Below are 25,119 nucleotides of genomic sequence, written 5' to 3'. Positions count from 1 at the left end.
GCCAGCCAGCCAACAAACCAGCTAAACTTTCTACAGCCTCATTAGCGGAACTGAAGGTGTCAAAATGCAGCTCGACTCAGCCCAGCTGGACACCTTCGCGGCGGTCGTCGACGAGGGCAGTTTCGACGCGGCCGCGCGCAAGCTGCGGATCACGCCGTCGGCGGTCAGTCAGCGGATCAAGGCGATGGAGAGCCGTCTCGGCCACGTCCTGGTCCAGCGGACCAAACCCGCTCGCGCCACCGAAGCAGGCGAGGCCGTACTACGCCACGCCCGCCAGGTCTCGTTGCTGGAGGTCGAGACGATCGCCGCCGTCAAGGGCAGGCTCGAAGGCCTCCGCCTCCCGATCGCGGTCAACGCCGACTCGCTCAACAACTGGTTCCTGCCTGTACTCTTCGCCGTCCCGCCCGAGCTGGTGACCGCATTCGACCTGCACCAGGAAGACCAGGACCACTCAGCCGAGCTGCTGCGCAACGGGACCGTACTGGCCGCGGTCACCGGCGATCCCCGCCCGGTCCAGGGCTGCCGCGTCCAGCCGCTCGGCAAGATGCGGTACCTGTCCGTCGCCACCCCCGAGTTCGCGGACCGCTGGCTGACCGGCAAGCCGTTGCCGGAGGCACTCGAAACGGCGCCGATGATCGTCTTCAACGCCAAGGACATGCTCCAGCACCGGTTGCTCCGCAAGGTCACCCGGCGCCGGCTCGATCCGCCGACCCACTCGATCCCCGCGCCGGGAGCGTTCGTCCGGGCGATCCGGCTCGGCCTCGGCTGGGGGATGATCGAGCAGGAGATGGTGGCGGAGGAGCTCGCCGACGGCCGGCTGGTTGAAGTTGCCCAGGGCAAGTACGTCGACGTGCCGCTGTACTGGCAGCACTGGAAGCTCGACTCTGCCGTGCTGGAAGCCCTCACCGCCGCGGTGCTCGAGGCTGCTGAAGCTGGTCTGCGCTAGCTGAATAGTCCGGCAGGTCGATCGAGTTGCCGACCTTCAGCGGCAGCTCGTCGATCAGCTTGCGCCACGGCAGGTACGGCAGCAGCTTGAAGTTCAGGTTGCGGAGCTTCAGGAACGCCTTGCTACCAGGAACAAACCACCGGCCACCATCCTTTCCCTGCTTCTGGCAAGCCTTGACGAAACCCCGCATCCGCTCCTCGTACTCCGAGAAGCCCCGCACATGGTCGCCATCGGCAGTGGCCAACTCGCCTGCCAGCACGTACGCCCCCACGATCGCGAGACTCGTCCCCATCCCCGACAACGGCGAAGCGCAGTACCCCGCGTCGCCCGCCAACGCGATCCGCCCGATCGAGTAGCTCGGCAGCTTGATCTGGCTGACGGAATCGAAGTACCAGTCCAATGACTCCGAGATTCCCGACAGCAGTCGCGGTACCTCCCAGCCGACCCCCGAGAACGCGTCGGTGAGGATCCGCCGCTGCGCCGTCGCGTCGTGCCGGTCGTACTTCAACGGCGCCGACGCGAAGTAGAACAGCGCCTTCGCCTCGGTGTTGCCCCGCGCGCTGTAGGTGCCGGCCGTCTTGCCCGGCACGTTCACGAACCGGGCGGTGTGGTCCAGGCCGAGGTGGTTCGGGACGGTGAAGACGCAGTTGTAGTACCCGAGGTCGTGGACGTACTGCGACTCCGGTCCGAAGGCGATCCGGCGTACGTTCGAATGCAACCCGTCCGCGCCGATCACCAGGTCGAACCGCCGTGACGCGGCGCGCTCGAAGGTGACGTCGACCCCCTTCTCGTCCTGCCGAAGCGTCGTGATCGAGTCGTCGAACAGGTACTCGACCTTGGCTCGCGTCGCCTCGTACAGGATCTCGACCAGGTCGCCGCGGAGCACCTCGAGCTCGCCGCTGAGCACCGTCGACTTCATCACGGCCACCGGCTTGCCGGCTTCGTTCACATACGTCATATCGCCGAGCTCGGTCGCCTTCGCCCGGACCTGCTCCAGCAGGCCCATCCGGTCGAGCACCTTGAGCGAGGCGCCGCGGAAGTCCACCGCGTAGCCGCCGGGCCGGGGCTCCGGCGCCCGCTCGACCACGGTCGGGGTGTAGCCGAAGCGCTCCAGCCAGAAGGCCAGCGCGGGTCCGGCGATGCTCGCACCCGAGATCAGCACGGTCTTGTTCGTCATCGTCAGCTCCTGGAAGTGGGGGTCGATGAGGCGACTGTACGATGGTCTTAGACAAACGTGCAAGACGTTTGTGTCAGACGTCGGCTACCATCGGGTCATGGGAAATCGCGAGGCGCTGATCGAGGGCGCGAAGACCTGCCTGATGGAGAAGGGCTACAGCCGGACCACCGCACGCGACATCGCGACCGCGGCCGGGGTGAGCCTGGCCGCGATCGGCTACCACTTCGGGTCCAAGGAGGCGCTGATGAACGAGGCGATGCGCCAGGCGCTGGACGAGTGGGGCGCCGACGTCGGCAAGGCGATGAGCGCCGAGCTGCCGGGGGAGGCCGACGTCAGGGAGCGGTTCGCCGCGACCTGGGGTCAGGCCGTGAAGACGCTGGAGTCGCCGGAGACACGCGCGCTGTGGGTCACGCAGTACGAGGTGCTGAGCCTGGGCGCCCACCTGCCCGAGCTGCTCGAGGCGTTGTCGAAGATGCAGGGCGAGGCGCGCGAGGGCCTGGCGACGCTGTTCGGATCAGCCGACGAGAACACCGACCCGGAGACGGTCCAGCAGGTCGGCACCTTCTACCAGGCGCTGATGCTCGGCGTGATCGCCCTCTGGCTTTTCGACCCCGCCAAGGCGCCCAAGGGTGAAGACCTGGCCAAGGCGATTCAACTCATCTCAACCCAGCTAGGGTCGTGAAATGAAGAAAGCGCTACCGGCGGCCTTCGGCCTGCTGTTGACGGTTCTCGGTGTGGTCTGGGCGCTGCAGGGGCTCGGCTACATCGGCGGCAGTTCGATGTCGGGCAAGCAGATCTGGGCGGTCATCGGCCCGGTGGTGGCGGCCTTCGGGATCTCCCTGCTCTACGTCACTTTCCGGGGTCCGCAGAAGCGCTAGCAACCTCAGCGGCATCCCAGCGCATCGCCATCGGGTTGTCGTCCGGTACCAGGCCGGCCGCCATGATCGCGCGGCTGATCGGCCGGACGAGCCGGTCCAGCTCGTCGGCGTTGGCGTCGCCGAAGGCTGCCCATCCCTGCTCGGCGAGTCGATCGGTCGTGTCCTCGACAGACTGCCGCAGCGCATGCCCGGCATCAGTCAGTACGCCGTCCGCGCCGAGCAACCCGCGTGCCTGGAGATCCTCCTCGGCCGCCGCCCACTCGTCGTCGCTCCAGCGCCGGTTGAGCTGGAAGACCTCCTTGGACGGGCCGCCCGCGGCGGACAGCGTCACGAGCGCCTGGCACGGAGACAGCCCGGCCCCGACCAGCGCGGAGACGTGCCCGTCGCCGCGAGACTCCCGCAGGATCGTGGTGGCCTGCCACAACACGAGGTGTGGCTCGTCGGGCCAGACGAGTGCTGCATTGGCCGCTGCAAGAGGGCGCCCTGCTATCGGGGCCAGCTCGGCGGCCTGTCGGGCCAATTCGGCGGCGCGGCGTACCGGCGTACCGGCTGTGTCGGCGTTGGGGAAGCCGCGTACTGCGCTGTCGACCGCCTGCAGGCGAGTGGTCAGGAGTTGTTCGGGCGTCGCGAAGTTCCACGCGTCGGGGATGGCTCGGGCGACCATCGAGGGGTGGAAGTTGTAGAAGATCGCGGTCACCAGCTCCGGGCTGACCGCACCCAGTGGAGCGGCCCGGCAGGCGAAGTAGCTCATCCAGCCGCCGCGCAGTCCCAACGCGTCAGTGGCCTTGCGAGTATCCGGCGCGAAGTAGGTGATCGCGTGGTACGGCTCCAGGACTTTCCACAGCCGGCGGGCGCGCGATTCGGTCATGTACCCGATCAAAGCAGATGGCACCCCGGCGATGAGAGGGTGTCGGCCATGAGTATTCGGGTGCAGTGTGTGATCTACGACGCGATCGATCCGGCCGCGCAGGCGAGGTTCTGGGCGGAGGTGCTCGGCTGGCGGATCACCCACGAGGTCGAGAAGGAGTCCGTGCTCGAGCCGCCGGAGGGCAGCCCGGAGGATGGCATCGTGCCCGACATCTTGTTCGTCCGGGTACCGGAGAACGAGACGAAGTCGCTGAAGAACCGGGTGCACATGGACCTGCGTCCCGATGACCAGGAGGCGGAGATCGCCCGGGTCGAGAAGCTCGGCGCCAAGCGCGCGTCGATCGGTCAGGACGAGTCGGTCTCCTGGGTCGTGATGACGGATCCGGAAGGCAACGAGTTCTGCATTCTGCGAGCCTTCACGCCGGAGGAGCTGGCATCCCTTTAGAGCGGCCGGTGCATGACGTGCAGGCCGACGTAGCCGTGTGACGGGCTGAGGAAGGCCTCGGGCACGGTGCCGATGATGTCGAAGCCGAGCGACTGCCAGAGCTTGACCGCGGTGGTGTTGGACTCGACCACGGCGTTGAACTGGATCGACCGGAACCCACTCCGGCCGGCCCAGTCGATCATGTCCTGGCAGAGCGCTCGGCCCACACCCTGGCCACGGGCGGCGGCGTCGACCATGAAGCTCGCGCTGGCGACGTGCGCACCCGGGCCGGGGCGGTTCGGGTACATGTTGGCGCTGCCCAGAACCTTGCCCTCGGCATCGATCGCGACCGTGGTCCGGGCCAGCGGTGACGATGACGGCGACATCCAGATGGTCTGCGCCTGCTCGAAGGTCAGCTCGGGGTCGTAGGTGTAGGTCTCGCGGGCGGTGACGATCTCGCGGAAGAACGGCCAGATCGCGGCCCAATCCTCTGCAACGGCCTCTCGGATCTCCATCAGCCGATAGAATCACAGGGGATGACAAAGACTCATGTCCTTTATGGGCTGCCGCGCTGGAGTCTGGCCGTGCCCCCACTCGCGCTCATCGTCCTTGCCCTGTCCTGGGGCCGCAAGCCGGGGGTGATCCTGCTCATCCTCATCTGCGCCGGCCTCGGCGCGGCGGTGATCGCGGCCGTTCATCACGCCGAGGTGGTGGCGCACCGGGTCGGCGAACCGTTCGGCACGCTGATCCTCGCGCTCGCGGTGACGGTGATCGAGGTCGCGCTGATCGTGACGCTGATGGCATCCGGTGGCGAGAAGGCCGCTTCACTCGCGCGGGACACGGTCTTCGCCGCCGTGATGATCACCTGCAACGGCATCCTCGGGCTGGCGCTCGTGGTGGGCTCGTTGCGGCACAAGACGCAGGAGTTCCGGGTGCACGCGTCCGGCAGCGCGCTCGCCGTGATGACGGCACTCGTCACGCTCAGCCTCGTACTGCCGACCTTCACGACCAGTACTCCGGGCGCCACGTTCAGCGCGGCCCAACTCGCCTTCGCGGGCGTCGCTTCGCTGGTGATGTACGGGGTGTTCGTCTTCGTCCAGACCATCCGGCATCGCGACTATTTTCTTCCGGTGACAGAGGCAACGGAGGAGGACGCTGAAGAAATCCATGCGGAAGCACCCAGTAGCAAAGTTGCGCTCCTGAGTCTTGTGTTGTTGTTCGGTTGTCTGATCGCCGTCGTCGGCCTGGCCAAGACGGTCTCGCCGAAGCTGGAGTCCGCGGTCGAGTCGGCCGGTGCGCCGCTCGCGGTCGTGGGCGTCGTGATCGCGCTGCTGGTACTGCTGCCGGAGACGGTTGCCGCAGTACGAGCCGCACTGCGGAACCGTCTTCAGACCAGCCTCAACCTCGCGCTCGGTTCGGCCCTGGCCAGCATCGGACTGACGATCCCGGCGATCGCCATCGCGTCGATCTGGCTCGACGGGCCGCTTGTCCTCGGCCTCGGTGGCAAGGAGATGGTGCTGTTCGCGCTGACCGTGGTGATCAGCATGCTCACCCTGGCGACCGGCCGGGCCACCCTGTTGCAGGGCGCGGTCCACCTGATGATCTTCGGTTCGTTCCTCTTCCTGACCGTCAGCCCGTGAGGCTGTCCAGGTAGTCGACGACCTCTTGCTGGTGGTTGTGCTCGGCCCAGCCGCGCGGCGTGCTGTGGTAGGCAGGTTCCACGAGTGCGGCGTCGGCGCCGAGCTTGATCAGCTTCTTGACGGTATCGAGGTGTCCCGAGAAGGCGGCCTGGTGCAACGGCGTGATCCGGCCGGCCATGAAGAGATCGAAACCCAATGCCTGCAGTGGCTCCAGGGCTTCGGTACGACCCAGCTCGGCCGCCTTGAGCGGGAGGTGCGGATTCCGCCGTACCGCCCGTGCAGCCAACTCCGGACTCGCGTCGACCGGTTCGCCCCGGAAGGCGGCGGCGTACAACTCGTGCACGTCGTCCAGCGGCGCCGCGCCGGCCTCGCGCAGGAGAGCGGCCACCTCGTCGAAGCCCTGGGTCGCGGCCAGCTCGTAGGCGCGATGGCCGACGAAGATGGGGTGTTCGGTGCCGCGCGCGTCAGGATCGATGCCTTCGGCAAGTACCAGCTCGACCCGGTGCAGCAGTCCTCGCGAGGAAGCGAAGACCAGTTCGTCCTCCAACAGCTGTCTCGGCGTCGGATGGGCAGTCGTCATCCGCTCGTGCCAGGGGCCGCCGTCGCCCTTGCCCAGGCCGAATTCGAGCAGTAGCTCCAGGTGGTCGTCGTCGTACGGGGGCGGGCAGCCGGGGCCACAGTTGTACATCGTCTGGCTGTCGTTCGCATCGGCGCCGGCTTCGAGTAGCAGGCGAGCCAGCTCCAGCCGGTGCTGGTGCGGTGGCTGGTCGCCTTCGCCGCGTCCGAAGGCGCCGGTCAGCGCGGTGAAGGGTGATGGCATACCCTGCCAGAGATAGCCGGCGTTGGGATCCGCGCCGTTGGCGAGCAACAGTTGTGCGATCTCCAGCTGTGCAGGGGCTTCGAGCCGCGAATAAGCCAGGTAAAGAAGGGGTTCCCAACGAAACGGCCCGCCTTCTCGCTTGGCCAGCGACGGATCCGCGGCCAGCGTCGCCCGGACAGCCTCCACCTCTCCGGCGACGACCTGGGTGTAGATGTTGCTCAGAGCAACGTCATCGAGCAGTTGCCGGGCGGCGACCTGCTGGGCCGGATCGTCCTGCCCGTAGTGCAGTGTGGCCAGCCGGAGGAATTCGTCACCGGGCTGTCCGCCGGCCGGCACCTTGTGCGGCGAGCGGGTGTACTTGTCGACCAGCTCGAGATGGTGGACGAGCCGCGGCCAGCTGGCGAAGCCGTAGCTGCGGGCGATCGCGACCTGCGCGTCCGCGAGCGTGCTCACCGGATGGAACTCGGCGGCCAACGCGACGGCTGAAGGATCTTCCGCGCGGACCTGCTTGAGCAGCGTCTTGGCCTGGCTCTTCAGGTGCTCCAGGCGCGGATAGTTCGGGAGATTACGGGTCGGCATGGCGACCTCCTCTCTACATGCCTGCTGTCCGCGTCGTCAGGCGAGAAAGGAGGTGGGCAACACCAACTCAAAACTCGAGATCAGGTGGGCTGAGCCCTTCCCGCGGACCGGTGGCACCCTGAGCGCCTATTCCCGATCCTAGGCGACTAAGCCTTTTCCATCCACCACTCGGTGAATTCATGCGCCCGGCCGTCCTTGTCGAGGCGGATCACCCACAGGTTGCTGTACTCGCCGGGCGGGTCGGTCTGGTACGTCGTCCAGCCGCGGACGAAACCGACACCGTCGCCGAACCCAAGCACCTGGTACTCGAACAGCGTCTCGCCCGGCGCGTCGGCGACCTCCAGCCAGGCGTTCACGATCGCGTCGCGGCCGAGGACCGGCTCCTCGTCGGGGCGGCGGTAGAAGGCGGCGTCCTCGGTCCACAGGGCGGCGATGTGCTCGGGATCGTTCGACTCCCAGGCTCGCCGGTAGGCCTGCACCCAGCGATCCAGGTGCTTCTCCTTGAGCGCCATGACCAGCATTCTGCCGTGCGGTGGACTCATAGCCGGGGAGGATCGAGGGATGACGACCTGGGTGTTCGACGGACTTGGCCTGCCGGCCGGTGAGCAGGTTCATCTCGAAGCGGGTGCTGGTGACCGGGAGGCATTACCCGGCCGGTTCGCGCTGCCCGGGCTCGTGGACTCGCACTGTCACCTGACCTTCGGCGCCGGCGACCACGGACCGGTACTACTCGGCGAGACCGAAGCCCGGACGATGCTCGACGACCTCGCGCAGACCGGCGTCGGCGCGCTCCGGGATGTCGGTGGCGACAGGTCCGTCACCCTGAAGCTTGCCGCGAGCCCCGAGGACGGTCGCCCCGTCGTCCTCGCCGCCGGACGTTTCATCGCCCCGGCGGACAGCTACTTCCCAGGGATGTACGAACCGGTACCTGCCTCAGGGCTGATCGCCGCGGTCGAGGCCGAGATCGACGCCGGTGCCACCTGGATCAAGCTCGTCGGCGACTTCCCCGCGGTCGGCCCGGACGGCCCGATCCGCGGCAGCGCGGTCACCCCGAACTATGAGCTCGATGCCGTCGCCGAGATGGTTGCCGCGGTCCACGCTCGCGGCGCCCGGGTGGCCGCGCACACCCAGACCCCATTGGTCAGCGACCTGGTCCGGGTGGGGATCGACTCCGTCGAGCACGGCGACGACATCACCGCCGAGGACCTCGAAGTACTGGGGTCCCGTGGTGGAGCGTGGACTCCGACCCTCTCGGCCGCCATGTTCGGCGCCGAGAACGACACCCCCGAGCGAAGCGCCCGCAGGCAGGCCAGGTCGGAGAAGGCGACGGCGATGCTGCGGCTGGCCCACCAGTACGGCGTACGCATCCTGGCCGGCTCAGACGTCGTCGGCACCGTCGCCGGCGAGGTGAACCAACTCGTCCGCCACGGCCTCTCCGTCACCCAGGCCCTGGAGGCAGCGAGCACTTCGGCCCGAGACTTCCTCGGCCTCGACAGTGAGGGCGACCTCGTAACCTACGAAGTAGATCCGCGCGAGCATCCCGAAGTACTGGCGACTCCCGCGGCCGTCGTCCTCCGCGGGCATCGGATCCGCTGAGACCCAGCTCACCCCAGCAGCTTCTTGAACATGTTCAAGAAGCTGGCCTACTGTCGTCGTGTCAGAGAGTTGAACGTGTTCAAAACTTGAGGACGTGGTGAGAATGACGGTGGTCACCTACCTGATCTACCTGCTGATCGCGGTGCCGCTGACGATCTGGGTGGCGCGGACGCTGAGCCGGAACGGGCGGATCTTCCTGGTCGACGTGTTCCACGGCAACGAGGACTTCGCCGACGCGGTGAACCGGCTGCTGGTGGTCGGCTTCTACCTGGTCAACCTGGGCTTCGTGACGCTGTTCCTGCGGACCGGGAGCACTGTGGTCGACGCTCGCGGGGTGATCGAGCAGCTCAGCGTGAAGGTCGGCATCGTGATGGTCGTGCTCGGTGTCCTGCACCTGCTGAACGTGTGGACCTTCAACGCGATCCGCCGCCGCAGCCGGCTGGAGGAGATGACCACACCCCCGGTCCCGCCGAACACCTTCGTCGGCGCCGGCCCCTTCCAGTCTCCACTCACCGGCACCCAGCAGCCGATGCCCTCAGGCTACTGACGGCCCATGCAAGAGCTAGTGGTCCTGTACGACGCGCAGTGCGGCCTCTGCCGGCGCTTCAAGGAGTGGCTGGCAGCGCAGAAGCCAGGGCCGAACGGCCTGGGTGGAGTGGTACGGCTCGGATTCGTCGCGGCGGGGTCGACGGAAGCCAGGGCGCGGTACCCGGAGCTGGACCACCTGGCGACGCTGCGCGAGGTGACGGTGGTTGCCGACGACGGAGCTGTCTACGTCGGCGACCGGGCGTGGATCGTGTGTCTGTGGGCGACCTGGGAGCACCGGGCTACCGCAGTACGGCTGGCTAGTCCGGCGATGCGGCCGGTGGCCCGGGCGATGGTGCAAGTGGCGGCGGGGCTGCGGAGCAGGAGTTCGGAGGTGATCGGGGGTGACTACGCTGACGGATGTGACGGACAGTGCGACCGCCAAGGGTGAGCAGACGCGTGAGCTGATTCTGTCGACGGCTCTGCGGTTGTTCCGCGAGCAGGGGTACGGCAAGACGACCATGCGGGCGATCGCCGCCGAGGCAGGTGTTTCGGTCGGCAACGCGTACTACTACTACAGCTCCAAAGAGCACCTGATGCAGGCGTACTACGACCACCTGCAGGTGCTGCATCGCGAAGCAGCGCAGGAGCTCCTGGCCGGCGACAAGTCGTTCACCAAGCGGCTCACCGGGGTACTGCGGAGCTGGCTGGAGGTGTCCGAGCCATACCACGAGTTCGCCGGTACGTTCTTCAAGACCGCCGCCGAGCCGAAGAGTCCGCTGTCGCCTTTCAGTGAAGAGTCCCGGCCGGCCCGGGAGGCGAGTATCGAGATCTTCCGTCAGGTGGTGGAAGGCTCGGACCTCAAGCTCCCCGCCGACCTGCGAGCGGAGCTGCCCGAGCTGCTCTGGCTGATGCAGATGGGCATCGTCCTGTTCTGGGTGCACGACGACAGTAAAGGTTTGCGGCGCACGCAACTGCTGATCACCAGCACGGTCCCGCTGGTGGACAGGCTGCTGCGCCTGACCCGCATCCCTGGCGTCAAGGGCGTCGTGAACGACCTGGTCGGCGTGATCCGCCAACTCAAGGGCGTCTGAGGTACTACTCGCCGGTGAGGCCGTCGAGGCGTTGGCGGAAGAGGTCGGCGTGGCCGTTGTGGCGGGCGGCTTCCTCGATCAGGTGGAGGTAGAGGGAGCGGACGGTGTGCTCGGTGCCGACCCGCGGCCGGACGAACGTGTGGTCGAGGTCGTAGCCGGCCAGGATCTCGTCGTTCAGCTTGGTCGTCTCGCGGAAGTCGGCGAAGTCGTCCTCGACGCGAGCGGGGTCGACCAGGTCGAAGTCGCCGTCGGGGAACTCCTGGCTCCAGGTCTTGAGCAGGTCGAAGGAACGGCCGTCCAGGCAGATCTGGATCCAGTACCGCTCGACCTCGGTCGCGTGCCGGACCAGCCCGATCAGGCTCATCGTGGACGGCTCGATCGCCTTCTCGGTGAGCTGCTTCCCGGTCAGCCCCGAGGTCTTCCACAGCAACGTGCCCCGGTGGAAGTCGAGGTAGGCCTGCAGCAGTTCGCGCTCGGTGCCTGCGGTCGGGGGGTCTACTCGGTACTCCTCAGCGGCGGTCACGGCGGAAAGATACCCAGATCAGGTAACGCTCTGCCAGTGGTCGGCCAGTGCCGTACACTGAATGTGACGGCCCGCCCAGTTCTGCCTCGGGCCGATCCAGTGCATACGCTGCGCTAGCAGTCGACCACCACGCGCCGCGGCTCAAAAGCTGCGCCGGGCAGGACGACCCCCCGATCTTTTGGAGTACTTCATGGCGGCACGCCGCCCCAGCAACACCACGCCCAATTCCACCCCTTCTACCTCCGCACGACCCCCGCGCGCCCAGGGTGAGGCCCCGGCGCGCCCCCGTCGCCGGCGCCGCGCCGGTGCCGATGGCAACAACTCCGCGGCCGGGTCCGGCCGGCCGGTGACCGCCTCCGAGGCTCACCGTGGTTCCGCCGACACTGGTCGGGGAGTTGCCGAGAGCAATCAGGCCGCGTACGCCGAGGTCGCGCCGACCGTCGTCGACGAGAACCTGACCTTCGACGACCTCGGCGTACCCGCCGGGCTGGTCAAGGCGCTGGCGGCCGCCGGCATCCTCAAGCCGTTCCCGATCCAGGCGGCGACGCTGCCGGACTCGCTGGCCGGCAAGGACGTGCTCGGCCGCGGCCGGACCGGCTCCGGCAAGACCTACGCGTTCGTCCTGCCCGTGCTGGCCCGGCTCACCACGAGCAGCAGCAAGCGCCGGGCGAACCACCCGCGTGCGCTGATTCTGGCGCCGACGCGCGAGCTCGCCACCCAGATCCAGGCCTCCATCACGCCGCTGACCGATGCGCTCGACCTGCGCACGATGACCATCTTCGGTGGCGTCGGCGCGGGCCCGCAGATCACTCAGCTGAAGCGCGGCGTCGACATCGTGATCGCCTGCCCGGGCCGGCTCGAGGACCACGTCAAGACCGGTCACGCCAAGCTCGACCAGGTCGAGATCACCGTGCTGGACGAGGCCGACCACATGGCCGACCTCGGCTTCCTGCCCGCCGTCCGGCGGATCCTGGAGGCGACTCCGGCGAACGCCCAGCGGCTGCTGTTCTCGGCCACTCTGGACGCCGGTGTCGACGTCCTGGTCAAGCGGTTCATGAAGTCGCCGGTGACGCACAGCGTCGACTCGGCGCAGTCGCCGGTGACGAAGATGACCCACCACGTGTTGCACGTCCAGTCGGACAGCCGGTTGCCCGTGCTCGTCGACCTGACCGCGGCACCCGGCCGGACGCTCGTCTTCACCAGGACGAAGTACGGCGCGAAGTCGCTCACCAAGAAGCTCATCGCGCAGGGTGTCCCGGCCGTCGAGTTGCACGGCAACCTGTCGCAGGGCGCTCGCACGCGAAACCTGGAGGCCTTCTCCGACGGTTCCGCCAAGACGCTGGTCGCGACCGACATCGCCGCGCGCGGCATCCACGTCGACGACATCACACTCGTCATCCACGCGGACCCGCCGATCGAGCACAAGGCCTACCTGCACCGGTCGGGCCGTACTGCGCGCGCCGGTGCCGAGGGCACGGTCGTCACGCTGATGACGGACGACCAGGTCCGCGACGTCCGGGACCTCACCCGCAAGGCCGGTATCGCCGCCACGGTCACCAAGCTCCGCGTCGGCGACCCGCTGCTCGCCGAGCTGGCTCCCGGCGAGCGCACCTTCGTCACTCCGACGATCAAGGTGGTCGCCGACGACGAGGTACGCCGCGCAGGCGGCGGCGGTCGTGGCCGAGGCCGCGCATCCGGCTCGTCGCGAGGCACTGGCTCCGGCCGCGGGGCGGGCTCCGGCTCGGCACGCGGCGCCGGCTCCACCTCCGCGAAGGGCGGCGGAGGCACCCGCTCCGAGCGCTCCGGCTCCGCGAACGGCGCAGGTGCCGGTCGCGGCGCAGGCGGCGCTGGCGCTGGTGCCGGCCGCGGTGCGAGCGGTGGCGGACGGGCCAACGGCTCCGGTGGACAGGGCGGACGCTCTGGCGGAGGCCAGACCACCAAGACCCGCTCCCAGGGCCGCGGCTCCGCAGCACCGAAGACGTACAGCACCACCACGCCCGGCGCGAGCAGCCGCCCCGCCGGCGCAGCAGCCTTCTCCGCAGGCACCCGCGCAGGCGGCACACGCCGCAGCCGCTGACCACCCGGGAAGTTAGCTGAAGAGTTGAGCCCGTCCAGGCATAGCCTGGGCGGGCTCGGCTTTGTTGTGGGGAAGGATGGGGTGTGAAGGTCAGGACTGTGTTGGGGGACCTGCCGGCTGGGGAGCTCGGGGTTACTGACTCGCATGATCATCTGTTCTTCCGGAGTGTGTTGCTGGCGGGGCAGGAGTTGGATGATGCCGACGCGGCGGCTGCTGAGGTAAGGGACTTCAAGGCCGCGGGTGGGCAGGCGATCGTGCAGTGGACGCCGTACGGGCTCGGTCGTCGAGCGGCCGACCTGGCCAGGATCTCTGCTGACACAGGGATTCATCTCGTTGCGGCGAGCGGACTGCATCGCGCCGAGCACTATCCCCAAGGGGTGGTGGACGAGGTACGGCCGCGGCTGGCGGAGATCTTCGTGCGGGAGCTCACCGAGGGGATTGGTGACACCGGAGTCAAGGCAGGGCTGATCAAGGTCGCCGGTGGATTCCACGTCCTCGACGAGCACGCGCGAGTGGTGATGATCGCCGCCGCCGAGGCGCAACACGCCACTGGGGCGCCGATCGCGATCCATCACGAGCTGGGGAGCGCGGCGGACGCAGTACTGGATCTGCTGGTCGACGAGTCTGGGGTCGCACCGGAGCGGGTGATTCTCGGGCATTTGAACCGTTTCCCGGATCATCGGTTCCACCTCGAGTTGGCCGCCCGCGGACCGTTCCTCGCCTTCGACGGCCCGTCGCGCGCCAACAACGCGACCGATCCGCGGCTTTTCGACTGCCTCGCCGCGCTGATCGACGCCGGGTACGCCGACCGGCTGCTACTCGGCGGCGACACCACCACCGCCCGAGCCCGAGCGGCCACCGGAGAAGGCCCCGGCATCCCTACCTGCTGACCGGCCTCCGCCCACGGCTGATCCGCACCTTCGGCCCGGAGATCGCGACCCAGCTCTTCATCGACAACCCAGCCCGAGCCTTCGCAACCCTGCCGTAGGCCGAGCCACCCGCCTCCGAGCGTCGAGCGACCCCGCCTCCGAGCGTCGAGCTGCGCCGCTTGCGGATCCGCTCGCGGTACCGTTCGCTCGTGAACACGATCGCGCAGATCTTCGTCGCCCTCGCCGGTGTCTTCCACCTTGCCGTCTTCGCGATGGAGAGCCTGCTCTTCATGAAGCCGAGCACGTACAAGCGGTTCGGAATCCCGAACGAGGCCGAGGCAACGATCTCCAAGCCGTGGGCCTTCAACCAGGGCTTCTACAACCTGTTCCTCGCCCTCGGCGCGATCGGTGGACTCATCGCCGGCGGGGACAAGGGGCACGCGATCGCACTGTTCGCCTGCGCCTGTATGGCCGGCGCCGGCATCGTGCTGATCGCCTCGGACCGCCGGATGGCCCGTTCGGCCGCGCTGCAGGCCGTACCGCCGATCATCGCGCTCGTCCTCGCCGCCGCTCTCTGAGTTCCCATCAAGTGCACTTGAGGTCAGCGCATTGACTTCAAGTACACTTGATATCGGAGGCTGCTCGGCATGACGACAACCGCCGACCAGCCGGCCGACACCGCGATCAAGCCCCGAGCCACCAGCGTGCTGGCGCCGCAGTACCGGGCGCTGACGATCGGTATGGTCGCGCTGATCACCCTGATCGCGTTCGAGAACCTCGCCGTCACCACCGCGATGCCGACCGTGGCGCAGGCGCTCGACGGGCTGGCGCTGTACGCGCTCGCCTTCGGCGGTCCGCTCGCGTCGAGCGTGGTCGCGATGGTCGTCTCGGGCACCTGGAGTGATCTGAAGGGGCCGATCCGGCCGCTCTGGTACGGCACCGGCTGGTTCCTGCTCGGGCTGATCATCGCCGGGGCCGCGCCGACGATGGAGGTGCTGGTCGCCGGCCGCATCATCCAGGGGTTCGGCGGCGGTCTGGTCACGGTCGCCCTGTACGTCGTCGTCGGACACCTGTACCCGCCCGAGCTCCGGGCCCGGATCTTCGCTGCCTTCGCCACCGGCTGGGTCGTTCCGTCGCTGGTCGGGCCGGCCATCGCCGGGCTGATCGTCGAGCACACGAGCTGGCGGATCGTGTTCCTCGCAGTACCGGCACTGGCCGTCCCCGCAGTACTGGTGATGCGCCCCGGCCTAGCCGGCGCCAACTCGGGGTCGGTTGTGAAGGCAGGATCGTTGTGGGATCGGCGGGCGCTCTGGGCGGTTGCAGCCGCTGTTGGCGTCGGGGTTCTGAGTTACGGCGGTCAGCAGAGTGGAGTGCTGCAGCCGGTTCTGGTTGCGCTGGGTCTCGCCGGGGTCGCGGTCTTCGCGCCGAAGTTGTTGCCCAAGGGGACGTTCCGGATCTCGTCCGGGCTGCCGGCGGTCATCGCGTTGCGTGGTCTGGTGGCGGCGGCGGGGTTCGGCGCTGAGGTGTTCCTGCCGCTGATGCTGACCCGTGAGCGGGGGCTGTCGCCGGCGTTCGCAGGGCTGGTGCTGACGGTCAGCGCGCTCTCCTGGACGACGGCGTCCTGGTACCGCGGCCGTCCGGTCCAGCCGTTCTCGCATTCAGTGTTCCTGCAGGCCGGGATGATCTCGATCGTGCTCGGCATCGCGACCGCGACGCTCACGCTCAACCCGCACGTCCCGGTCATCGTCGGCATCCTCGGCTGGGGCCTGACCGGCCTCGGCATGGGCACCGTCTTCCCGACCGTCTCGGTGCTGGTACTCGAGTACTCCACCCGCGAGGAACAAGGCTCGAACAGCTCAGCCCTCCAACTCAGCGACGCCCTCGCCACAGCCACGGTCCTCGCCATCGGCGGCACCCTGTTCGCCGCCATCTACCCCCACTCACCCACCACCGCCTACCTCACCGCCTTCGGCCTCCCCGCCCTCCTAGCCCTGGTCGGAGTCGCCGCCAGCCGGCGCACCGCGCGCACTCACTAGCCCTGGACCCCGACCACACACCAACCTCCTGCGGCCCGTCGCGGGTCGCCGACCCTAGTCCTTCGCTCCCGTGACCGCGATGCTGGCGCCGAGGCCGATGATCATCAGGCCGCCGGTGCCGCCGACGAGTTCGAGCCGGCGCGGCGACCTGGCGAACCAGTTCCTCGCCGTGCCGGCCGCGAGGGCCCAGAGGCCGTCGGAACAGAGCGCGATGAGCAGGAAGACCGACCCGAGCAGCAGGATCTGCAACGACGCCGGGCTAGCCGCGTCTTTGTCCACGAACTGCGGCAGGACGGCCGCGAAGAACACCGCCGTCTTCGCGTTCGTCACACCGACCAGGAAGCCCTGACGCAGGGCCCGGCGAGCGCTGCCCGGCTTGGCGCCGCGGCTCAGCGCCTCGGCCAGCGACTTGCGCGTGCGGAAGGCGTGCACGCCGAGATAGACCAGGTACGCCGCGCCGGCCAGCTTCACGATCGTGAGCGCGATCGCGCTGGCGGCGATCAGCGCCCCGAGCCCGAGCGAGACGGCGATCAGCATCACCGCGGCGCCGACGGTGTTGCCGAGCATGGTCAGGACCGCTTCACGGCGGCCGACGGTGAGCGCGCGGCCGACGATGAACAGCACACTCGGCCCGGGCACGACGATGATGACGAACGCGGTGATCGCGAAGGCGATCAGATGATGACTGGACGGCATGCCCTCAGAGTAGGTGCGCCCTCCCCGTGTCGCCTGGGGTTTTCCAGCGCCTCGGAGCAGGCCTTCGAGCAGGTTCGAAACGGTTTTCCGGTCCAGGGCGAACTGGCACGGTGAGGATCCCGATCCGCCGATCCCGAGGGACTCATCCATGCAGACACACAGCCGGCGTTCCGTCCTGGGCTTCGCCGCCGCAGCGGTCGCCGCTCCCATCGTGCTGTCGGCCGGCCAGGCCAGCGCCGCCGGCACGCTCACGTTCGCGCAGTACGCCGACACTTGGACCCAGATCAACAAGGCGAGGCCCAGTACGTCGTACTGGTTCGATCGCGACCGGGCCAAGGTCGGTCTCGAGTTCGGCGGGTCCGCGCTGTGGCGGTCGGTGTTCCGGTTCGATATCACCGCGCTGGCCGGCGGCGTGATCGAAGAGGCCGGCTTCTCGATCGTGCTCGATCACACGCCGACTCCCAACCCGACGCCCGTCGCCCTGTGGACAACCGGGGGCATCGACGCTGACCAGCCGCTGACCTGGAACAACTTCGCCGGCTCCTGGCTCGGCTACGCCGGTACGGCCACAGGGGCGGCCTATGCCGGTGCCGGGCAGCCGGACCAGCAGTTGATCTTTCCCGGCTTGGCCGGCGTCGTGCAGCAGGCTGTGGACAAGCAGGAGAGGTTCTTGACGCTGGGACTCCGGGCTGTGGACGAAGCCAACATGTACCAGTGGAAGAAGTTCCTCGGCGACACCGCCCGGCTGCAGGTGACGTACCACGAGTGAGCCCGGCCGACCACGCTCAGGTGATCTTTCCCACCTGGGCGTGGTCGCCGCGTTGACCCCGGTGGAACCGGGCGGCTACCTTTCGGGGGACAACCTGCGGTGCCATGAGGGAAACCGGTGAGAGACCGGTACGGCCGCGCCACTGTGAACGAGCTCGCTCGTGAGTCAGGACGCTCAGGCACCAGCAGCCTTTCGATTAGGGACGCGCACTTCCCTAGGAGGTCTCCGATGTCGGCAACCACGCCTGCCCGCTCAGTCGCAGTCCCGGCGATCTCGCCCCGGCTGCTCGCGATCGCCCTCGTCACCGTCGTACTGGCGCTGATGCTCGCCTACCTCGTCGGCTTCGACCAGGGTGCGCTGTCGCGCTCCGGCATGTACCTGCACGAGCTGATGCACGACGGCCGGCACCTGCTCGGCGTCCCGTGCCACTGAGTCCTGCCGTAGTACCACCTCACTGAACGACAGGACTGCCATGCGCACCTTCGGATCCCTCCTGGTGCGCGGACTGATCGTCGGACTCTTCGCCGGCCTGCTGGCCGGAACCTTCGCGTACGTGGTCGGCGAGCCTGACATCGACTCGGCGATCGCGATCGAAGAGGCCAACGCTGCCGCGCACTCGCACGACCCCTCCACCGCCGAGCACACCCACGACGACAGCTCTACCGCCGGGCACAGCCATGGGGCCGAGGAGAAGCCGCTCGTCAGCCGGGACGGCCAGCGAGCCGGGCTGTTCCTGGCCACCTCCCTGTACGGCGCGGCGCTGGGCGGCATCTTCGCCGTCGGCTTCACCCTCCTGCGCCGGCGCTTGCGGACCAGCGACTCGTACGCCGCCCTGGGGCTGGCCGCCGCCGGGTATGTCGGGATCGTGCTGGTCCCGTTCCTCAAGTACCCGCCGACACCGCCCGCGGTCGGCGACCCCGACACGATCACCAAACGGACGATCACCTACCTGCTGACCCTGGTGATCGGCCTGCTCGCCGTCTGGGCCGGCGTCGCCGCGTCGCGCTGGTCGGCCCGGTTCGGGTCGGTACCGTGGATCCGGCTCGCGGTCGGGGGAGCCGCGTTCCTGGCGACTGTGGTCGCCGCGTACCTGATTCTGCCGGCGATCAACGAGGTTCCGGAGACGTTCCCCGCTACGCTGCTGTGGAAGTTCCGGCTGGCCTCGCTGGGCACCCAGACCACACTCTGGCTGCTCCTCGGGCTCGGCTACGCGGCGGCGATCGACCGGCGTACGGGGAAGGTCGACTCTGAGGTGGTTGCCGCTTGACGTCTCTCACGCTGGTCGCGCACGCGCTGACGCCCGCCCTCCGCGGCCTGGTCCTCGGCGGTGATACGGCACCGGATCCTGCTGGGGTCGAGGCGGCGCGCGAGCTGAAAATCGTTGCCGGCGAGGTGTACGCCGGACCGGAGACGGCCGCGCTGGCCACGGCGTCGGCGCTCGGGTTGTCGCCCGTGGTGGTACCGGCGCTGCGAGACCGGGAATACGGCGACTGGACCGGGCGTGAGCTGGAGGAGCTGCTCGAGGCGTCGCCGGGTGCGGTGGCGACCTGGCTCGAGCGCCCGCACACTGCGCCGCCTGGCGGCGAGACTGAGAACGACGTCATCACGCGGGTGGCGGATTGGCTCGGCGACCTGACCCACTCCGCGAGCGCCGGGGTTTTCGGCGGCTCCGGGGCTGTGGATGACGGGCCTGTGGATAACGGGGGCCGGGGTCAGGCGGATCTGCGTACGGTGGCTGCGGTGGTGCATCCGGCGGTGGTACGGGCTGCGGTGCTGTACGTGCTTGACGCGCCTGCTGAGTCGCTGCGGCATGTCGACGTGCGGCCGCTGTCCGTGGTGCGGTTGTCGGCTCACGCTGGTAGCTGGTCACTTACCTTCGGTTAGATCAGCTCTTCCCGTCAGGGGTTTCCGAGTGTCACACTGCGTGGGACCTTGGTGACTGACGGGGAGTTGCTGGATGGTGGACGAGCTCGACGCACGGTTCGAGGCGAACCATTCGTTGTTGGTCGCTGCGCGTGACCGGTTGCAGGCGGCGGTCGACGCGGATACCGCGAGCAAGCAGGACCGTACCCGGCTGGACACGGTCAACGACCTGCTCAGGCCGGTACTGACCGCCGAGGTCGATGCCTCGGGCAACGTCGTGCCGGTGCGGCGGTACCGGCGGTTCTGGTCGGTCGACCTGGCGGGACAGGGCCGGGCGGTCGAGGTGCTGGGCGATCTCGAGTCGGCGCGTAACGTGGCCTTGCTGGTACCGGGGATGGGCAACTCGCTGGAGACGTTCGGTGGTCAGGCCGATCGTGGCGAGGCGATCCGGCATGAGGCCGGTCCTGGTACTGCCGTGATCGTGTGGCTTGACTACGACTCGCCGCAGGGGATACCGGCTGCGATGAGCAAGGCGCCCGCCTTGGAGGCCGCGCCCCGACTGGCCGCCTTCGTCGACGGACTGGACGCGGTGAAGTTGCCTTCGGCAAAGATCACGATGGTCGGGCACAGCTACGGCACGGAGGTCGTCGGGCAGGCCCTGCTGAACGGCGCGCGCCCGGACCGGGTCGTCATGACAGGCAGTCCCGGGATCGACAAACACGTCGACCAGGCAACGGATCTGGTCGCACCGCCGACGCGCCTGTACGTCGAACGCGCACCGGGCGACTACGTCGCCTACACCCAATGGCACGGCCCCGATCCCGCCGACTTCGCGGATGCGATCCGGATGGCGACGGCCGATCCGATCGCTTCTGATGAGGCAGTCTCCGTGCACTGGCACAACGAGTACTACCGCACGAACAGCGAATCCCTCCGCAACGTCGGCCGAGTGGTACGAGGCGACCTGGCCCACATCTCAAGAACCGACACCACCCCCATGCAGGAGACCCACCTAGCCTGGGGCCCCGGCCTCCGAGGCCTCTCAGGAGCCGCCGCCAAGGTGTATGACGGAATGGCAGCAGTTGGGCGACCATCCCGCTCTGCGGCAGCTCAGCATGCCGCGGACGGTGCCCGGGTTCCGACCGGATCAGCGAATTCACGACGAGCAGAGGGGCCACAGCGATGATGGACGCTCGAGAGTTCCTCCGCGAAGAACTACTCGCGGTAGCGGCAACCGTCGTACCGACCCAGCAGCCGGTCATCACCCACGACCCCGGCCCGGTAAACCCCGGCGCCCTCTTCGACGGCCGCGCCCCCGCCACCGTCTCCAGCGTCACGGTAGAAACCGGCAACCCAACCTCAACCGACCCAGCCCGCGCCGTAGCCGCCGCCTCCGCCGCCCTCCAAGCCCGAGGCTGGCAAACCGAAATCCCCCCACCAGAAGACGGCCACCACCGCCTGTCCGCCCACCACAACGGCTTCGACATCACAGTCCACGCCTGGACCACGGACTGGCGGATAACCTTCACCGGCCAAACCCCGCCGACTGTGTAAATCCCCACGTGCGCGCCCGGTCCCTCGTCAACGCTGGTGCGCAAGGTGATGGGCAGTCGGCGGGCCCACCATTCGACAAGAAATGAGCTGCGTGCTGCTGGGATGATCGCCAGGATGGTGGGATGCCGGATCTGTTGTGGGAGGACGTCAGGGACTTCTTCGACCCTGATTTCATGGGGCCATTGCCGGACATCTTTGTGCCCGGCGCCTCCGTCGAGGACTGGCAGGCCGTGTTCGACCTAGTACGGACGAAGGGTTGGAGGTGGGAGTACTGGCTGGGTGGCGCTCTCCGACGGCTACCGACTGCAGCCGATGCATTCCCACGTCCCGACGACGTTGAGACAGCGGTACTCAAGGTTTGGCCTGTGCCAGGGGTGCAGGCGAACTTCTGGCTGATGTATGCCGAGCAGATCGACTTCGACGTCGACCTTCGGGAACTGCAGGGCCAGGAGGGTGTGGATGACCTCTGTCGGCTTCTGCGTGCGATCGGCCGCCGGCTGGGCAAGCCTGTGAAGATGACCTCCGAAGGAAGTCACGGCGACCCGGTACTTGAGTTCGATCCCAGCGTCGACCGAGTGGTGGTGCCGGCGTCACGAGCTGGTCTCTGACATCACCGCCGACTGATATTCCTGCCAGCCCGTACTCCGCGCGCAGGCGCGCGCCGCGGGTGTCCCCTCGAGGCTCGAGGCTCGAGGCACGTTGGCGCGCGGGGCGCTCGGCGAACTGGTCAGCTGGTGGCGGCGCGTTCGGCTGTGCTTCGGAGGACGCAGAATTCGTTGAGTTCTGGGTCTTGCATGACGACCCAGCCGCTGCCGTCTGGCTCGCGGAAGTCGTTGGCGATGGTGGCGCCGAGGGTGAGCAGCCATTCCACCTCGGCGTCGCGGGGGCCGTCGGGGACGAGGTCGAGGTGGAGGCGGTTCTTGGCGGCTTTCTCGTCGTTGTTCTGCTCGAAGAGGAGCTTCACCTCGGGCGTGTTCACCGCCGCGTACGGATCGCCCGGCGCGTCGTCCTCGGGGCGCTCGGCCCGCAGTACCTGGAGCCAGAAGCCGGCCAGCTCGTAGGGGTCACGGGCGTCGAAGGTCACGGTGCGCACAACTGATGTCATGGGCAAAAGAATAGGCAAGGAGAAGCGCATCTCCTTGCCACAACTAATTTATAGCGCAGGGGTGGGCTTGCCGCAAGACCCGGGGTGTGCTGGAGAATCACTCGCCGTAGCCAGAAACCTGAACAAAATCAGGGCAAAAGCGACCTTGGGGGATCTTGCATGATTGACGTGATCATCGCCGGTGGTGGACCGACCGGCATGATGCTGGCCGCCGAGCTGCGACTGCACGGAGTCGAGGTGGTCGTCCTGGAGCGGCTCCTGGAGCCGTCTCCGATCGTCCGTTCGCTCGGTATGCACGCGCGCACCGTGGAGGTGATGGACCAACGCGGTCTGCTCGAGCGGTTCCTCGCGCTCGGCACGAAGTATCCGGTCGGCGGCTTCTTCGCCGGCATCCGCAAGCCCGCGCCCGAGCGGCTCGACACCAACCACCCGTACACGCTGGGCATCCTCCAGCCGGTCACTGACCGGGTACTGACCGAGTACGCCGCTGAGGTCGGTACCGACATCCGGACCGGCGCGGAACTGGTCGGCCTGAGCCAGGACGATGACGGCGTGACGGTCGAGCTGGCCGATGGTACCGAACTCCGCTCGCGCTACCTCGTGGGCTGTGACGGCGGCCGCAGTACGGTGCGGAAGCTGCTCGGCGTCGCCTTCCCCGGCCAGGAGGCCACCAGGGAGGCGCTGCTGGCCGAGCTGAAACTGACCGCGTCGCCGGAGACCGTCACCGAGGTGATGACCGAGGTACGCAAGACCGAGCTGTGGTTCGGCGCGGGGCCGGTCGGGGACGGGATGTACCGCGTCGTGGTACCCGCCGCCGGGGTGTCGGAGAATCCGCGGATCCCGCCGACCATCGACGAGATCAGCAAGCAGATGATCGCCACCGCTGGTACCGACTTCGGGGTGCATTCGCCGAGCTGGACGTCCCGCTTCACCGATGCCACCCGGCTGGTGGAGCAGTACCGGACCGGCCGCGTGTTGCTGGCCGGCGACGCGGCGCATGTCCACCCGCCGATCGGCGGCCAGGGCCTCAACCTTGGGATCCAGGACGCCTTCAACCTCGGCTGGAAGCTCGCCGCCACAGTCAACGGCTGGGCGCCTGATGACCTTCTCGACAGCTATCACACCGAGCGCCATCCGGTCGCGGCCAGTGTCTTGGAAAACACCGTGGCACAGGGCGTCCTGATGTCCAACGACCCGGCCGGCCGCGCCGTACGCAACCTGGTCTCCGACCTGATGGACTTCGACGAGGTGAACCGCTACCTGACCCAGATGATCATGTCGGTGGACATCCACTACGACTTCGGCGAAGGCCCGCACCTGCTCGGCCGCCGCCTGAAAGACGTCCAACTGAAACAAGGCCACCTGTACGGCCTCATGCACACCGGCCGCGCCCTCCTCCTCGACCAAACCGGCAAACTCTCCACCGAAGGCTGGACCAACCGAGTCGACCACGTCATCGACACCACCGACGAAGCCGACTTCCCCGCCGCCCTACTCCGCCCCGACGGCCACGTCGCCTGGCTCGGCGAAAACCAGCAGGACCTGCAAACTGCCCTACAGAAGTGGTTCGGCGAGGCGTCGGCGGACTAGCTGCTCAACCTCGCTGCAGCCGCCGTGAACTTCAAGCCAGGAGTTCACTCAGCGGTGCCCGGACATCGGCAGGGTAGAGGCCGAGTTCGTCGAACTCGTGCGACTCCGCCCACCTCAGCTCGTAGTTGTTGTCCGGGCTGTGCTCTTCCGCTTCCGGGCCGGACAGGACAGGGGTGCCATTCACGTCGGCTACCAAGAAGTACGATGCCGGCCGACCGTTGTGTTTGCCGGTCCACAGCAGCCGGTCGATCCGGGCGGTGAGCGTGGTCTCCTCGGTCAGCTCTCTCAGCGCAGCTGCTTCAGCGCTCTCGCCCTCCTCGACGTGGCCGCCAGGCAGGACCGCGTAGTGGTGCCCCGGGCAGTCCGGACCAGCCCAGCCGCCGGCCTCACACATCACGCAATCGCCAACCACCTTGTGCCGCAGATAGCGCTTGATCACCAGCACACGACGCCCCTCGGCAACGACCGCCACCGCCCGCGGAATCAACATGCAGAGCACCCTGCCAGACCCCTCCGACAACCAGTGGGCCAGATCACGAAGCCTTCGGATAAGAGGCAGCGCCTCCGGTGGTGGGCGTTCGATGCCAACTCGGCGAAGGCCTGCGTGGGGGAGTTGAGCCCCACGCAGCTCCGGGGGGTCAGGCCTTGGTGAGGGTTTGGGATTGTTTGCCGAGGTGTTCGATTTCGCATTCGACGGTGTCGCCGGGGGTCAGGTAGGGGAAGCGGCCGGAGAGGGCTACGCCTTCGGGGGTGCCGGTGTTGACTACGTCGCCGGGGTCGAGGGTCATGTACTGGGAGAGGTCGCGGATCAGGGCGGCGACCGAGAAGATCATGTCTCGGGTGTTGGAGTCCTGGCGGGGTTCGCCGTTGACCCAGGATTTCAGGGCCAGAGCCTGAGGGTCCGGAATCTCGTCGGCGGGGACCAACGCCGGGCCGAGGGGGTTGAAGGTTTCGCAGGACTTGCCCTTGGACCACTGGCCGCCGGACACCTCAAGCTGCAGGGCGCGCTCGGAGACGTCGTTGGAGACCGTGTAGCCGGCGATGCAGGCGAGCGCCTCCTCGTCCGTGTTCAGGTACCGGGCGGTCTTGCCGATCACGACGGCGAGCTCGACCTCCCAGTCGGTCTTGGTCGAGCTGCGGGGGACGAGGATGTCGTCATGCGGGCCGACGACGGTGTTCGGGTGCTTGTAGAAGACGACCGGGTTCTTCGGCGGCTCGGCACCCGACTCGGCCGCGTGGGCCGCGTAGTTCAGGCCGATGCAGACGACCGCGCCCGGCTTCGCGATCGGGGCGCCCACGCGGAGCCCCTCGGTCGAAGCTGCCGGCAGCGAGCCAGCCTCCAAAGCAGAACGCGTCCGGGCGATGCCGTCCGAGGCGAGGAAGGCGCCGTCGATGTCGGCGGTGACGGAGCTCAGGTCGTAGACGGTGCCGTCGGTGGCGCGCACGTACGGGCGCTCCTCGCCGACCGCGCCGAGGCGCAGCAGTTCCACA

32 protein-coding genes and 1 riboswitch are annotated in these 25,119 nt (G+C 68.0%); of the genes, 21 read left to right on the top strand and 11 right to left on the bottom strand.

Features of this window, described 5'->3' with window-relative positions; translation table 11 throughout:
- Window positions 1-64: 64 nt before the first annotated feature.
- On the top strand, window positions 65-946 hold the full coding sequence (locus ACIA12_RS19805) for a LysR family transcriptional regulator ArgP (protein ID WP_396368473.1): 882 nt from the start codon (window positions 65-67) through the stop codon (window positions 944-946).
- On the opposite strand, the gene ACIA12_RS19800 is transcribed toward ACIA12_RS19805, so the two are convergent.
- Complete coding sequence (locus ACIA12_RS19800) at window positions 903-2,123, bottom strand: FAD-dependent monooxygenase (protein WP_396368472.1); 1,221 nt, start codon at window positions 2,121-2,123, stop codon at window positions 903-905. The genes ACIA12_RS19805 and ACIA12_RS19800 overlap by 44 nt on opposite strands.
- 97 nt (window positions 2,124-2,220) lie before the next feature.
- Here ACIA12_RS19800 and ACIA12_RS19795 point away from each other — a divergent pair, with 97 nt between their 5' ends.
- Window positions 2,221-2,805: a TetR/AcrR family transcriptional regulator gene (locus tag ACIA12_RS19795; protein ID WP_396368471.1), complete on the top strand. Its 585-nt coding sequence runs from the start codon at window positions 2,221-2,223 to the stop codon at window positions 2,803-2,805.
- 1 nt (window position 2,806) lies between these two features.
- A complete protein-coding gene (locus ACIA12_RS19790; RefSeq protein WP_343982070.1) occupies window positions 2,807-3,001 on the top strand; it encodes a hypothetical protein in 195 nt (64 codons plus the stop codon).
- Here ACIA12_RS19790 and ACIA12_RS19785 read toward each other — a convergent pair.
- Window positions 2,973-3,869: a hypothetical protein gene (locus tag ACIA12_RS19785; RefSeq protein ID WP_396368470.1), complete on the bottom strand. Its 897-nt coding sequence runs from the start codon at window positions 3,867-3,869 to the stop codon at window positions 2,973-2,975. The two genes, ACIA12_RS19790 and ACIA12_RS19785, sit on opposite strands and share 29 nt — an antisense overlap.
- 48 nt (window positions 3,870-3,917) lie before the next feature.
- Here ACIA12_RS19785 and ACIA12_RS19780 point away from each other — a divergent pair, with 48 nt between their 5' ends.
- Window positions 3,918-4,313, top strand: coding sequence for a VOC family protein (locus ACIA12_RS19780; protein WP_396368469.1), 396 nt, complete (start codon window positions 3,918-3,920; stop codon window positions 4,311-4,313).
- Here the strand turns inward: ACIA12_RS19780 and ACIA12_RS19775 are convergent.
- Window positions 4,310-4,807: a GNAT family N-acetyltransferase gene (locus tag ACIA12_RS19775; protein ID WP_396368468.1), complete on the bottom strand. Its 498-nt coding sequence runs from the start codon at window positions 4,805-4,807 to the stop codon at window positions 4,310-4,312. The two genes, ACIA12_RS19780 and ACIA12_RS19775, sit on opposite strands and share 4 nt — an antisense overlap.
- Before the next feature lie 21 nt (window positions 4,808-4,828).
- Here ACIA12_RS19775 and ACIA12_RS19770 point away from each other — a divergent pair, with 21 nt between their 5' ends.
- The gene (locus tag ACIA12_RS19770; protein WP_396368467.1) at window positions 4,829-5,932 is read left to right on the top strand and encodes a calcium:proton antiporter; all 1,104 of its coding nucleotides are present in this window, start codon (window positions 4,829-4,831) and stop codon (window positions 5,930-5,932) included.
- On the opposite strand, the gene ACIA12_RS19765 is transcribed toward ACIA12_RS19770, so the two are convergent.
- Window positions 5,922-7,331, bottom strand: a complete 1,410-nt coding sequence (locus ACIA12_RS19765; RefSeq protein ID WP_396368466.1) for an ankyrin repeat domain-containing protein — start codon at window positions 7,329-7,331, stop codon at window positions 5,922-5,924. The genes ACIA12_RS19770 and ACIA12_RS19765 overlap by 11 nt on opposite strands.
- 146 nt (window positions 7,332-7,477) lie before the next feature.
- Window positions 7,478-7,843, bottom strand: a complete 366-nt coding sequence (locus ACIA12_RS19760) for a nuclear transport factor 2 family protein (protein ID WP_396368465.1) — start codon at window positions 7,841-7,843, stop codon at window positions 7,478-7,480.
- 49 nt (window positions 7,844-7,892) lie between these two features.
- On the opposite strand from ACIA12_RS19760, the gene ACIA12_RS19755 reads away from it, so the two are divergent.
- The 4 genes from ACIA12_RS19755 (at window position 7,893) to ACIA12_RS19740 (ending at window position 10,546) form a co-directional block, all read left to right on the top strand.
- Window positions 7,893-8,927, top strand: coding sequence for an amidohydrolase family protein (locus ACIA12_RS19755; RefSeq protein ID WP_396368464.1), 1,035 nt, complete (start codon window positions 7,893-7,895; stop codon window positions 8,925-8,927).
- Window positions 8,928-9,030: 103 nt separating this feature from the next.
- Window positions 9,031-9,474, top strand: coding sequence for a hypothetical protein (locus tag ACIA12_RS19750; protein WP_396369376.1), 444 nt, complete (start codon window positions 9,031-9,033; stop codon window positions 9,472-9,474).
- 6 nt (window positions 9,475-9,480) lie between these two features.
- Entirely contained in the window at window positions 9,481-9,903 is a 423-nt protein-coding gene (locus ACIA12_RS19745) for a thiol-disulfide oxidoreductase DCC family protein (protein WP_396368463.1), read from the top strand.
- Complete coding sequence (locus ACIA12_RS19740; protein ID WP_396368462.1) at window positions 9,857-10,546, top strand: TetR family transcriptional regulator; 690 nt, start codon at window positions 9,857-9,859, stop codon at window positions 10,544-10,546. The genes ACIA12_RS19745 and ACIA12_RS19740 overlap by 47 nt, the downstream gene beginning before the upstream one ends.
- Before the next feature lie 4 nt (window positions 10,547-10,550).
- On the opposite strand, the gene ACIA12_RS19735 is transcribed toward ACIA12_RS19740, so the two are convergent.
- Window positions 10,551-11,069, bottom strand: coding sequence for a DinB family protein (locus ACIA12_RS19735; RefSeq protein ID WP_396368461.1), 519 nt, complete (start codon window positions 11,067-11,069; stop codon window positions 10,551-10,553).
- A gap of 190 nt (window positions 11,070-11,259) precedes the next feature.
- On the opposite strand from ACIA12_RS19735, the gene ACIA12_RS19730 reads away from it, so the two are divergent.
- Complete coding sequence (locus tag ACIA12_RS19730) at window positions 11,260-13,146, top strand: DEAD/DEAH box helicase (RefSeq protein ID WP_396368460.1); 1,887 nt, start codon at window positions 11,260-11,262, stop codon at window positions 13,144-13,146.
- A gap of 83 nt (window positions 13,147-13,229) precedes the next feature.
- Window positions 13,230-14,036, top strand: coding sequence for a phosphotriesterase (locus ACIA12_RS19725; protein WP_396368459.1), 807 nt, complete (start codon window positions 13,230-13,232; stop codon window positions 14,034-14,036).
- On the opposite strand, the gene ACIA12_RS19720 is transcribed toward ACIA12_RS19725, so the two are convergent.
- A complete protein-coding gene (locus ACIA12_RS19720) occupies window positions 14,026-14,232 on the bottom strand; it encodes a hypothetical protein (RefSeq protein WP_396368458.1) in 207 nt (68 codons plus the stop codon). The genes ACIA12_RS19725 and ACIA12_RS19720 overlap by 11 nt on opposite strands.
- Here ACIA12_RS19720 and ACIA12_RS19715 point away from each other — a divergent pair.
- Both ACIA12_RS19715 and ACIA12_RS19710 read left to right on the top strand, forming a co-directional pair.
- On the top strand, window positions 14,225-14,593 hold the full coding sequence (locus tag ACIA12_RS19715) for a DUF1304 domain-containing protein (protein WP_396368456.1): 369 nt from the start codon (window positions 14,225-14,227) through the stop codon (window positions 14,591-14,593). The two genes, ACIA12_RS19720 and ACIA12_RS19715, sit on opposite strands and share 8 nt — an antisense overlap.
- A 69-nt stretch (window positions 14,594-14,662) precedes the next feature.
- A complete protein-coding gene (locus tag ACIA12_RS19710; protein WP_396368455.1) occupies window positions 14,663-16,051 on the top strand; it encodes an MFS transporter in 1,389 nt (462 codons plus the stop codon).
- Between the two features lie 54 nt (window positions 16,052-16,105).
- Here ACIA12_RS19710 and ACIA12_RS19705 read toward each other — a convergent pair whose 3' ends face one another.
- On the bottom strand, window positions 16,106-16,747 hold the full coding sequence (locus ACIA12_RS19705) for a LysE family translocator (protein WP_396368454.1): 642 nt from the start codon (window positions 16,745-16,747) through the stop codon (window positions 16,106-16,108).
- Between the two features lie 148 nt (window positions 16,748-16,895).
- On the opposite strand from ACIA12_RS19705, the gene ACIA12_RS19700 reads away from it, so the two are divergent.
- The 7 genes from ACIA12_RS19700 to ACIA12_RS19670 all read left to right on the top strand — a co-directional run bounded on the left by ACIA12_RS19700 (window position 16,896) and on the right by ACIA12_RS19670 (window position 21,541).
- On the top strand, window positions 16,896-17,516 hold the full coding sequence (locus ACIA12_RS19700; protein ID WP_396368453.1) for a hypothetical protein: 621 nt from the start codon (window positions 16,896-16,898) through the stop codon (window positions 17,514-17,516).
- 109 nt (window positions 17,517-17,625) lie between these two features.
- A riboswitch (cobalamin riboswitch) is annotated at window positions 17,626-17,690 on the top strand.
- A gap of 54 nt (window positions 17,691-17,744) precedes the next feature.
- A complete protein-coding gene (locus ACIA12_RS19695) occupies window positions 17,745-17,948 on the top strand; it encodes a CbtB domain-containing protein (protein WP_328331054.1) in 204 nt (67 codons plus the stop codon).
- Between the two features lie 40 nt (window positions 17,949-17,988).
- Entirely contained in the window at window positions 17,989-18,783 is a 795-nt protein-coding gene (locus ACIA12_RS19690) for a CbtA family protein (RefSeq protein WP_396368452.1), read from the top strand.
- On the top strand, window positions 18,780-19,400 hold the full coding sequence (locus ACIA12_RS19685; protein ID WP_396368451.1) for a histidine phosphatase family protein: 621 nt from the start codon (window positions 18,780-18,782) through the stop codon (window positions 19,398-19,400). The genes ACIA12_RS19690 and ACIA12_RS19685 overlap by 4 nt, the downstream gene beginning before the upstream one ends.
- Before the next feature lie 73 nt (window positions 19,401-19,473).
- Window positions 19,474-20,565 (top strand): alpha/beta hydrolase, encoded by a 1,092-nt coding sequence (locus tag ACIA12_RS19680; protein ID WP_396368449.1) that lies wholly within the window; start codon window positions 19,474-19,476, stop codon window positions 20,563-20,565.
- Window positions 20,562-20,933 (top strand): hypothetical protein, encoded by a 372-nt coding sequence (locus ACIA12_RS19675; RefSeq protein ID WP_396368448.1) that lies wholly within the window; start codon window positions 20,562-20,564, stop codon window positions 20,931-20,933. The genes ACIA12_RS19680 and ACIA12_RS19675 overlap by 4 nt, the downstream gene beginning before the upstream one ends.
- 122 nt (window positions 20,934-21,055) lie before the next feature.
- Window positions 21,056-21,541 (top strand): hypothetical protein, encoded by a 486-nt coding sequence (locus tag ACIA12_RS19670; protein ID WP_396368447.1) that lies wholly within the window; start codon window positions 21,056-21,058, stop codon window positions 21,539-21,541.
- A 119-nt stretch (window positions 21,542-21,660) separates the two neighbouring features.
- On the opposite strand, the gene ACIA12_RS19665 is transcribed toward ACIA12_RS19670, so the two are convergent.
- The gene (locus tag ACIA12_RS19665) at window positions 21,661-22,038 is read right to left on the bottom strand and encodes a VOC family protein (protein ID WP_396368446.1); all 378 of its coding nucleotides are present in this window, start codon (window positions 22,036-22,038) and stop codon (window positions 21,661-21,663) included.
- A 159-nt stretch (window positions 22,039-22,197) separates the two neighbouring features.
- Here ACIA12_RS19665 and rox point away from each other — a divergent pair, with 159 nt between their 5' ends.
- The gene (gene rox / locus ACIA12_RS19660) at window positions 22,198-23,628 is read left to right on the top strand and encodes a rifampin monooxygenase (protein WP_396368445.1); all 1,431 of its coding nucleotides are present in this window, start codon (window positions 22,198-22,200) and stop codon (window positions 23,626-23,628) included.
- Window positions 23,629-23,659: 31 nt separating this feature from the next.
- On the opposite strand, the gene ACIA12_RS19655 is transcribed toward rox, so the two are convergent.
- Window positions 23,660-24,118: an NUDIX domain-containing protein gene (locus ACIA12_RS19655; RefSeq protein ID WP_396368444.1), complete on the bottom strand. Its 459-nt coding sequence runs from the start codon at window positions 24,116-24,118 to the stop codon at window positions 23,660-23,662.
- 148 nt (window positions 24,119-24,266) lie between these two features.
- Window positions 24,267-25,118, bottom strand: a complete 852-nt coding sequence (locus tag ACIA12_RS19650; protein WP_396368443.1) for a fumarylacetoacetate hydrolase family protein — start codon at window positions 25,116-25,118, stop codon at window positions 24,267-24,269.
- Between the last annotated feature and the right edge of the window lies 1 nt (window position 25,119).

It is taken from the genome of Kribbella sp. NPDC051620 (genome assembly GCF_044453825.1).
In the GTDB taxonomy this organism is placed as follows: domain Bacteria; phylum Actinomycetota; class Actinomycetes; order Propionibacteriales; family Kribbellaceae; genus Kribbella.
The sequence above is the reverse complement of the archived record's forward strand: the minus strand, read 5'-3'. Positions and strand labels throughout refer to the sequence as shown.

Excerpts from the sequence above, each read along its gene's own strand:
- ACIA12_RS19805 (WP_396368473.1), top strand. The coding sequence starts at position 65 with ATGCAGCTCGACTCAGCCCAGCTGGACACCTTCGCGGCGGTCGTCGAC.
- ACIA12_RS19800 (WP_396368472.1), bottom strand. The coding sequence starts at position 2,123 with ATGACGAACAAGACCGTGCTGATCTCGGGTGCGAGCATCGCCGGACCC.
- ACIA12_RS19795 (WP_396368471.1), top strand. The coding sequence starts at position 2,221 with ATGGGAAATCGCGAGGCGCTGATCGAGGGCGCGAAGACCTGCCTGATG.
- ACIA12_RS19790 (WP_343982070.1), top strand. The coding sequence starts at position 2,807 with ATGAAGAAAGCGCTACCGGCGGCCTTCGGCCTGCTGTTGACGGTTCTC.
- ACIA12_RS19785 (WP_396368470.1), bottom strand. The coding sequence starts at position 3,869 with ATGACCGAATCGCGCGCCCGCCGGCTGTGGAAAGTCCTGGAGCCGTAC.
- ACIA12_RS19780 (WP_396368469.1), top strand. The coding sequence starts at position 3,918 with ATGAGTATTCGGGTGCAGTGTGTGATCTACGACGCGATCGATCCGGCC.
- ACIA12_RS19775 (WP_396368468.1), bottom strand. The coding sequence starts at position 4,807 with ATGGAGATCCGAGAGGCCGTTGCAGAGGATTGGGCCGCGATCTGGCCG.
- ACIA12_RS19770 (WP_396368467.1), top strand. The coding sequence starts at position 4,829 with ATGACAAAGACTCATGTCCTTTATGGGCTGCCGCGCTGGAGTCTGGCC.
- ACIA12_RS19765 (WP_396368466.1), bottom strand. The coding sequence starts at position 7,331 with ATGCCGACCCGTAATCTCCCGAACTATCCGCGCCTGGAGCACCTGAAG.
- ACIA12_RS19760 (WP_396368465.1), bottom strand. The coding sequence starts at position 7,843 with ATGGCGCTCAAGGAGAAGCACCTGGATCGCTGGGTGCAGGCCTACCGG.
- ACIA12_RS19755 (WP_396368464.1), top strand. The coding sequence starts at position 7,893 with ATGACGACCTGGGTGTTCGACGGACTTGGCCTGCCGGCCGGTGAGCAG.
- ACIA12_RS19750 (WP_396369376.1), top strand. The coding sequence starts at position 9,031 with ATGACGGTGGTCACCTACCTGATCTACCTGCTGATCGCGGTGCCGCTG.
- ACIA12_RS19745 (WP_396368463.1), top strand. The coding sequence starts at position 9,481 with ATGCAAGAGCTAGTGGTCCTGTACGACGCGCAGTGCGGCCTCTGCCGG.
- ACIA12_RS19730 (WP_396368460.1), top strand. The coding sequence starts at position 11,260 with ATGGCGGCACGCCGCCCCAGCAACACCACGCCCAATTCCACCCCTTCT.
- ACIA12_RS19710 (WP_396368455.1), top strand. The coding sequence starts at position 14,663 with ATGACGACAACCGCCGACCAGCCGGCCGACACCGCGATCAAGCCCCGA.
- ACIA12_RS19705 (WP_396368454.1), bottom strand. The coding sequence starts at position 16,747 with ATGCCGTCCAGTCATCATCTGATCGCCTTCGCGATCACCGCGTTCGTC.
- ACIA12_RS19700 (WP_396368453.1), top strand. The coding sequence starts at position 16,896 with ATGCAGACACACAGCCGGCGTTCCGTCCTGGGCTTCGCCGCCGCAGCG.
- ACIA12_RS19695 (WP_328331054.1), top strand. The coding sequence starts at position 17,745 with ATGTCGGCAACCACGCCTGCCCGCTCAGTCGCAGTCCCGGCGATCTCG.
- ACIA12_RS19690 (WP_396368452.1), top strand. The coding sequence starts at position 17,989 with ATGCGCACCTTCGGATCCCTCCTGGTGCGCGGACTGATCGTCGGACTC.
- ACIA12_RS19680 (WP_396368449.1), top strand. The coding sequence starts at position 19,474 with ATGGTGGACGAGCTCGACGCACGGTTCGAGGCGAACCATTCGTTGTTG.
- ACIA12_RS19675 (WP_396368448.1), top strand. The coding sequence starts at position 20,562 with ATGATGGACGCTCGAGAGTTCCTCCGCGAAGAACTACTCGCGGTAGCG.
- ACIA12_RS19670 (WP_396368447.1), top strand. The coding sequence starts at position 21,056 with ATGCCGGATCTGTTGTGGGAGGACGTCAGGGACTTCTTCGACCCTGAT.
- ACIA12_RS19665 (WP_396368446.1), bottom strand. The coding sequence starts at position 22,038 with ATGACATCAGTTGTGCGCACCGTGACCTTCGACGCCCGTGACCCCTAC.
- rox (WP_396368445.1), top strand. The coding sequence starts at position 22,198 with ATGATTGACGTGATCATCGCCGGTGGTGGACCGACCGGCATGATGCTG.
- ACIA12_RS19655 (WP_396368444.1), bottom strand. The coding sequence starts at position 24,118 with ATGTTGATTCCGCGGGCGGTGGCGGTCGTTGCCGAGGGGCGTCGTGTG.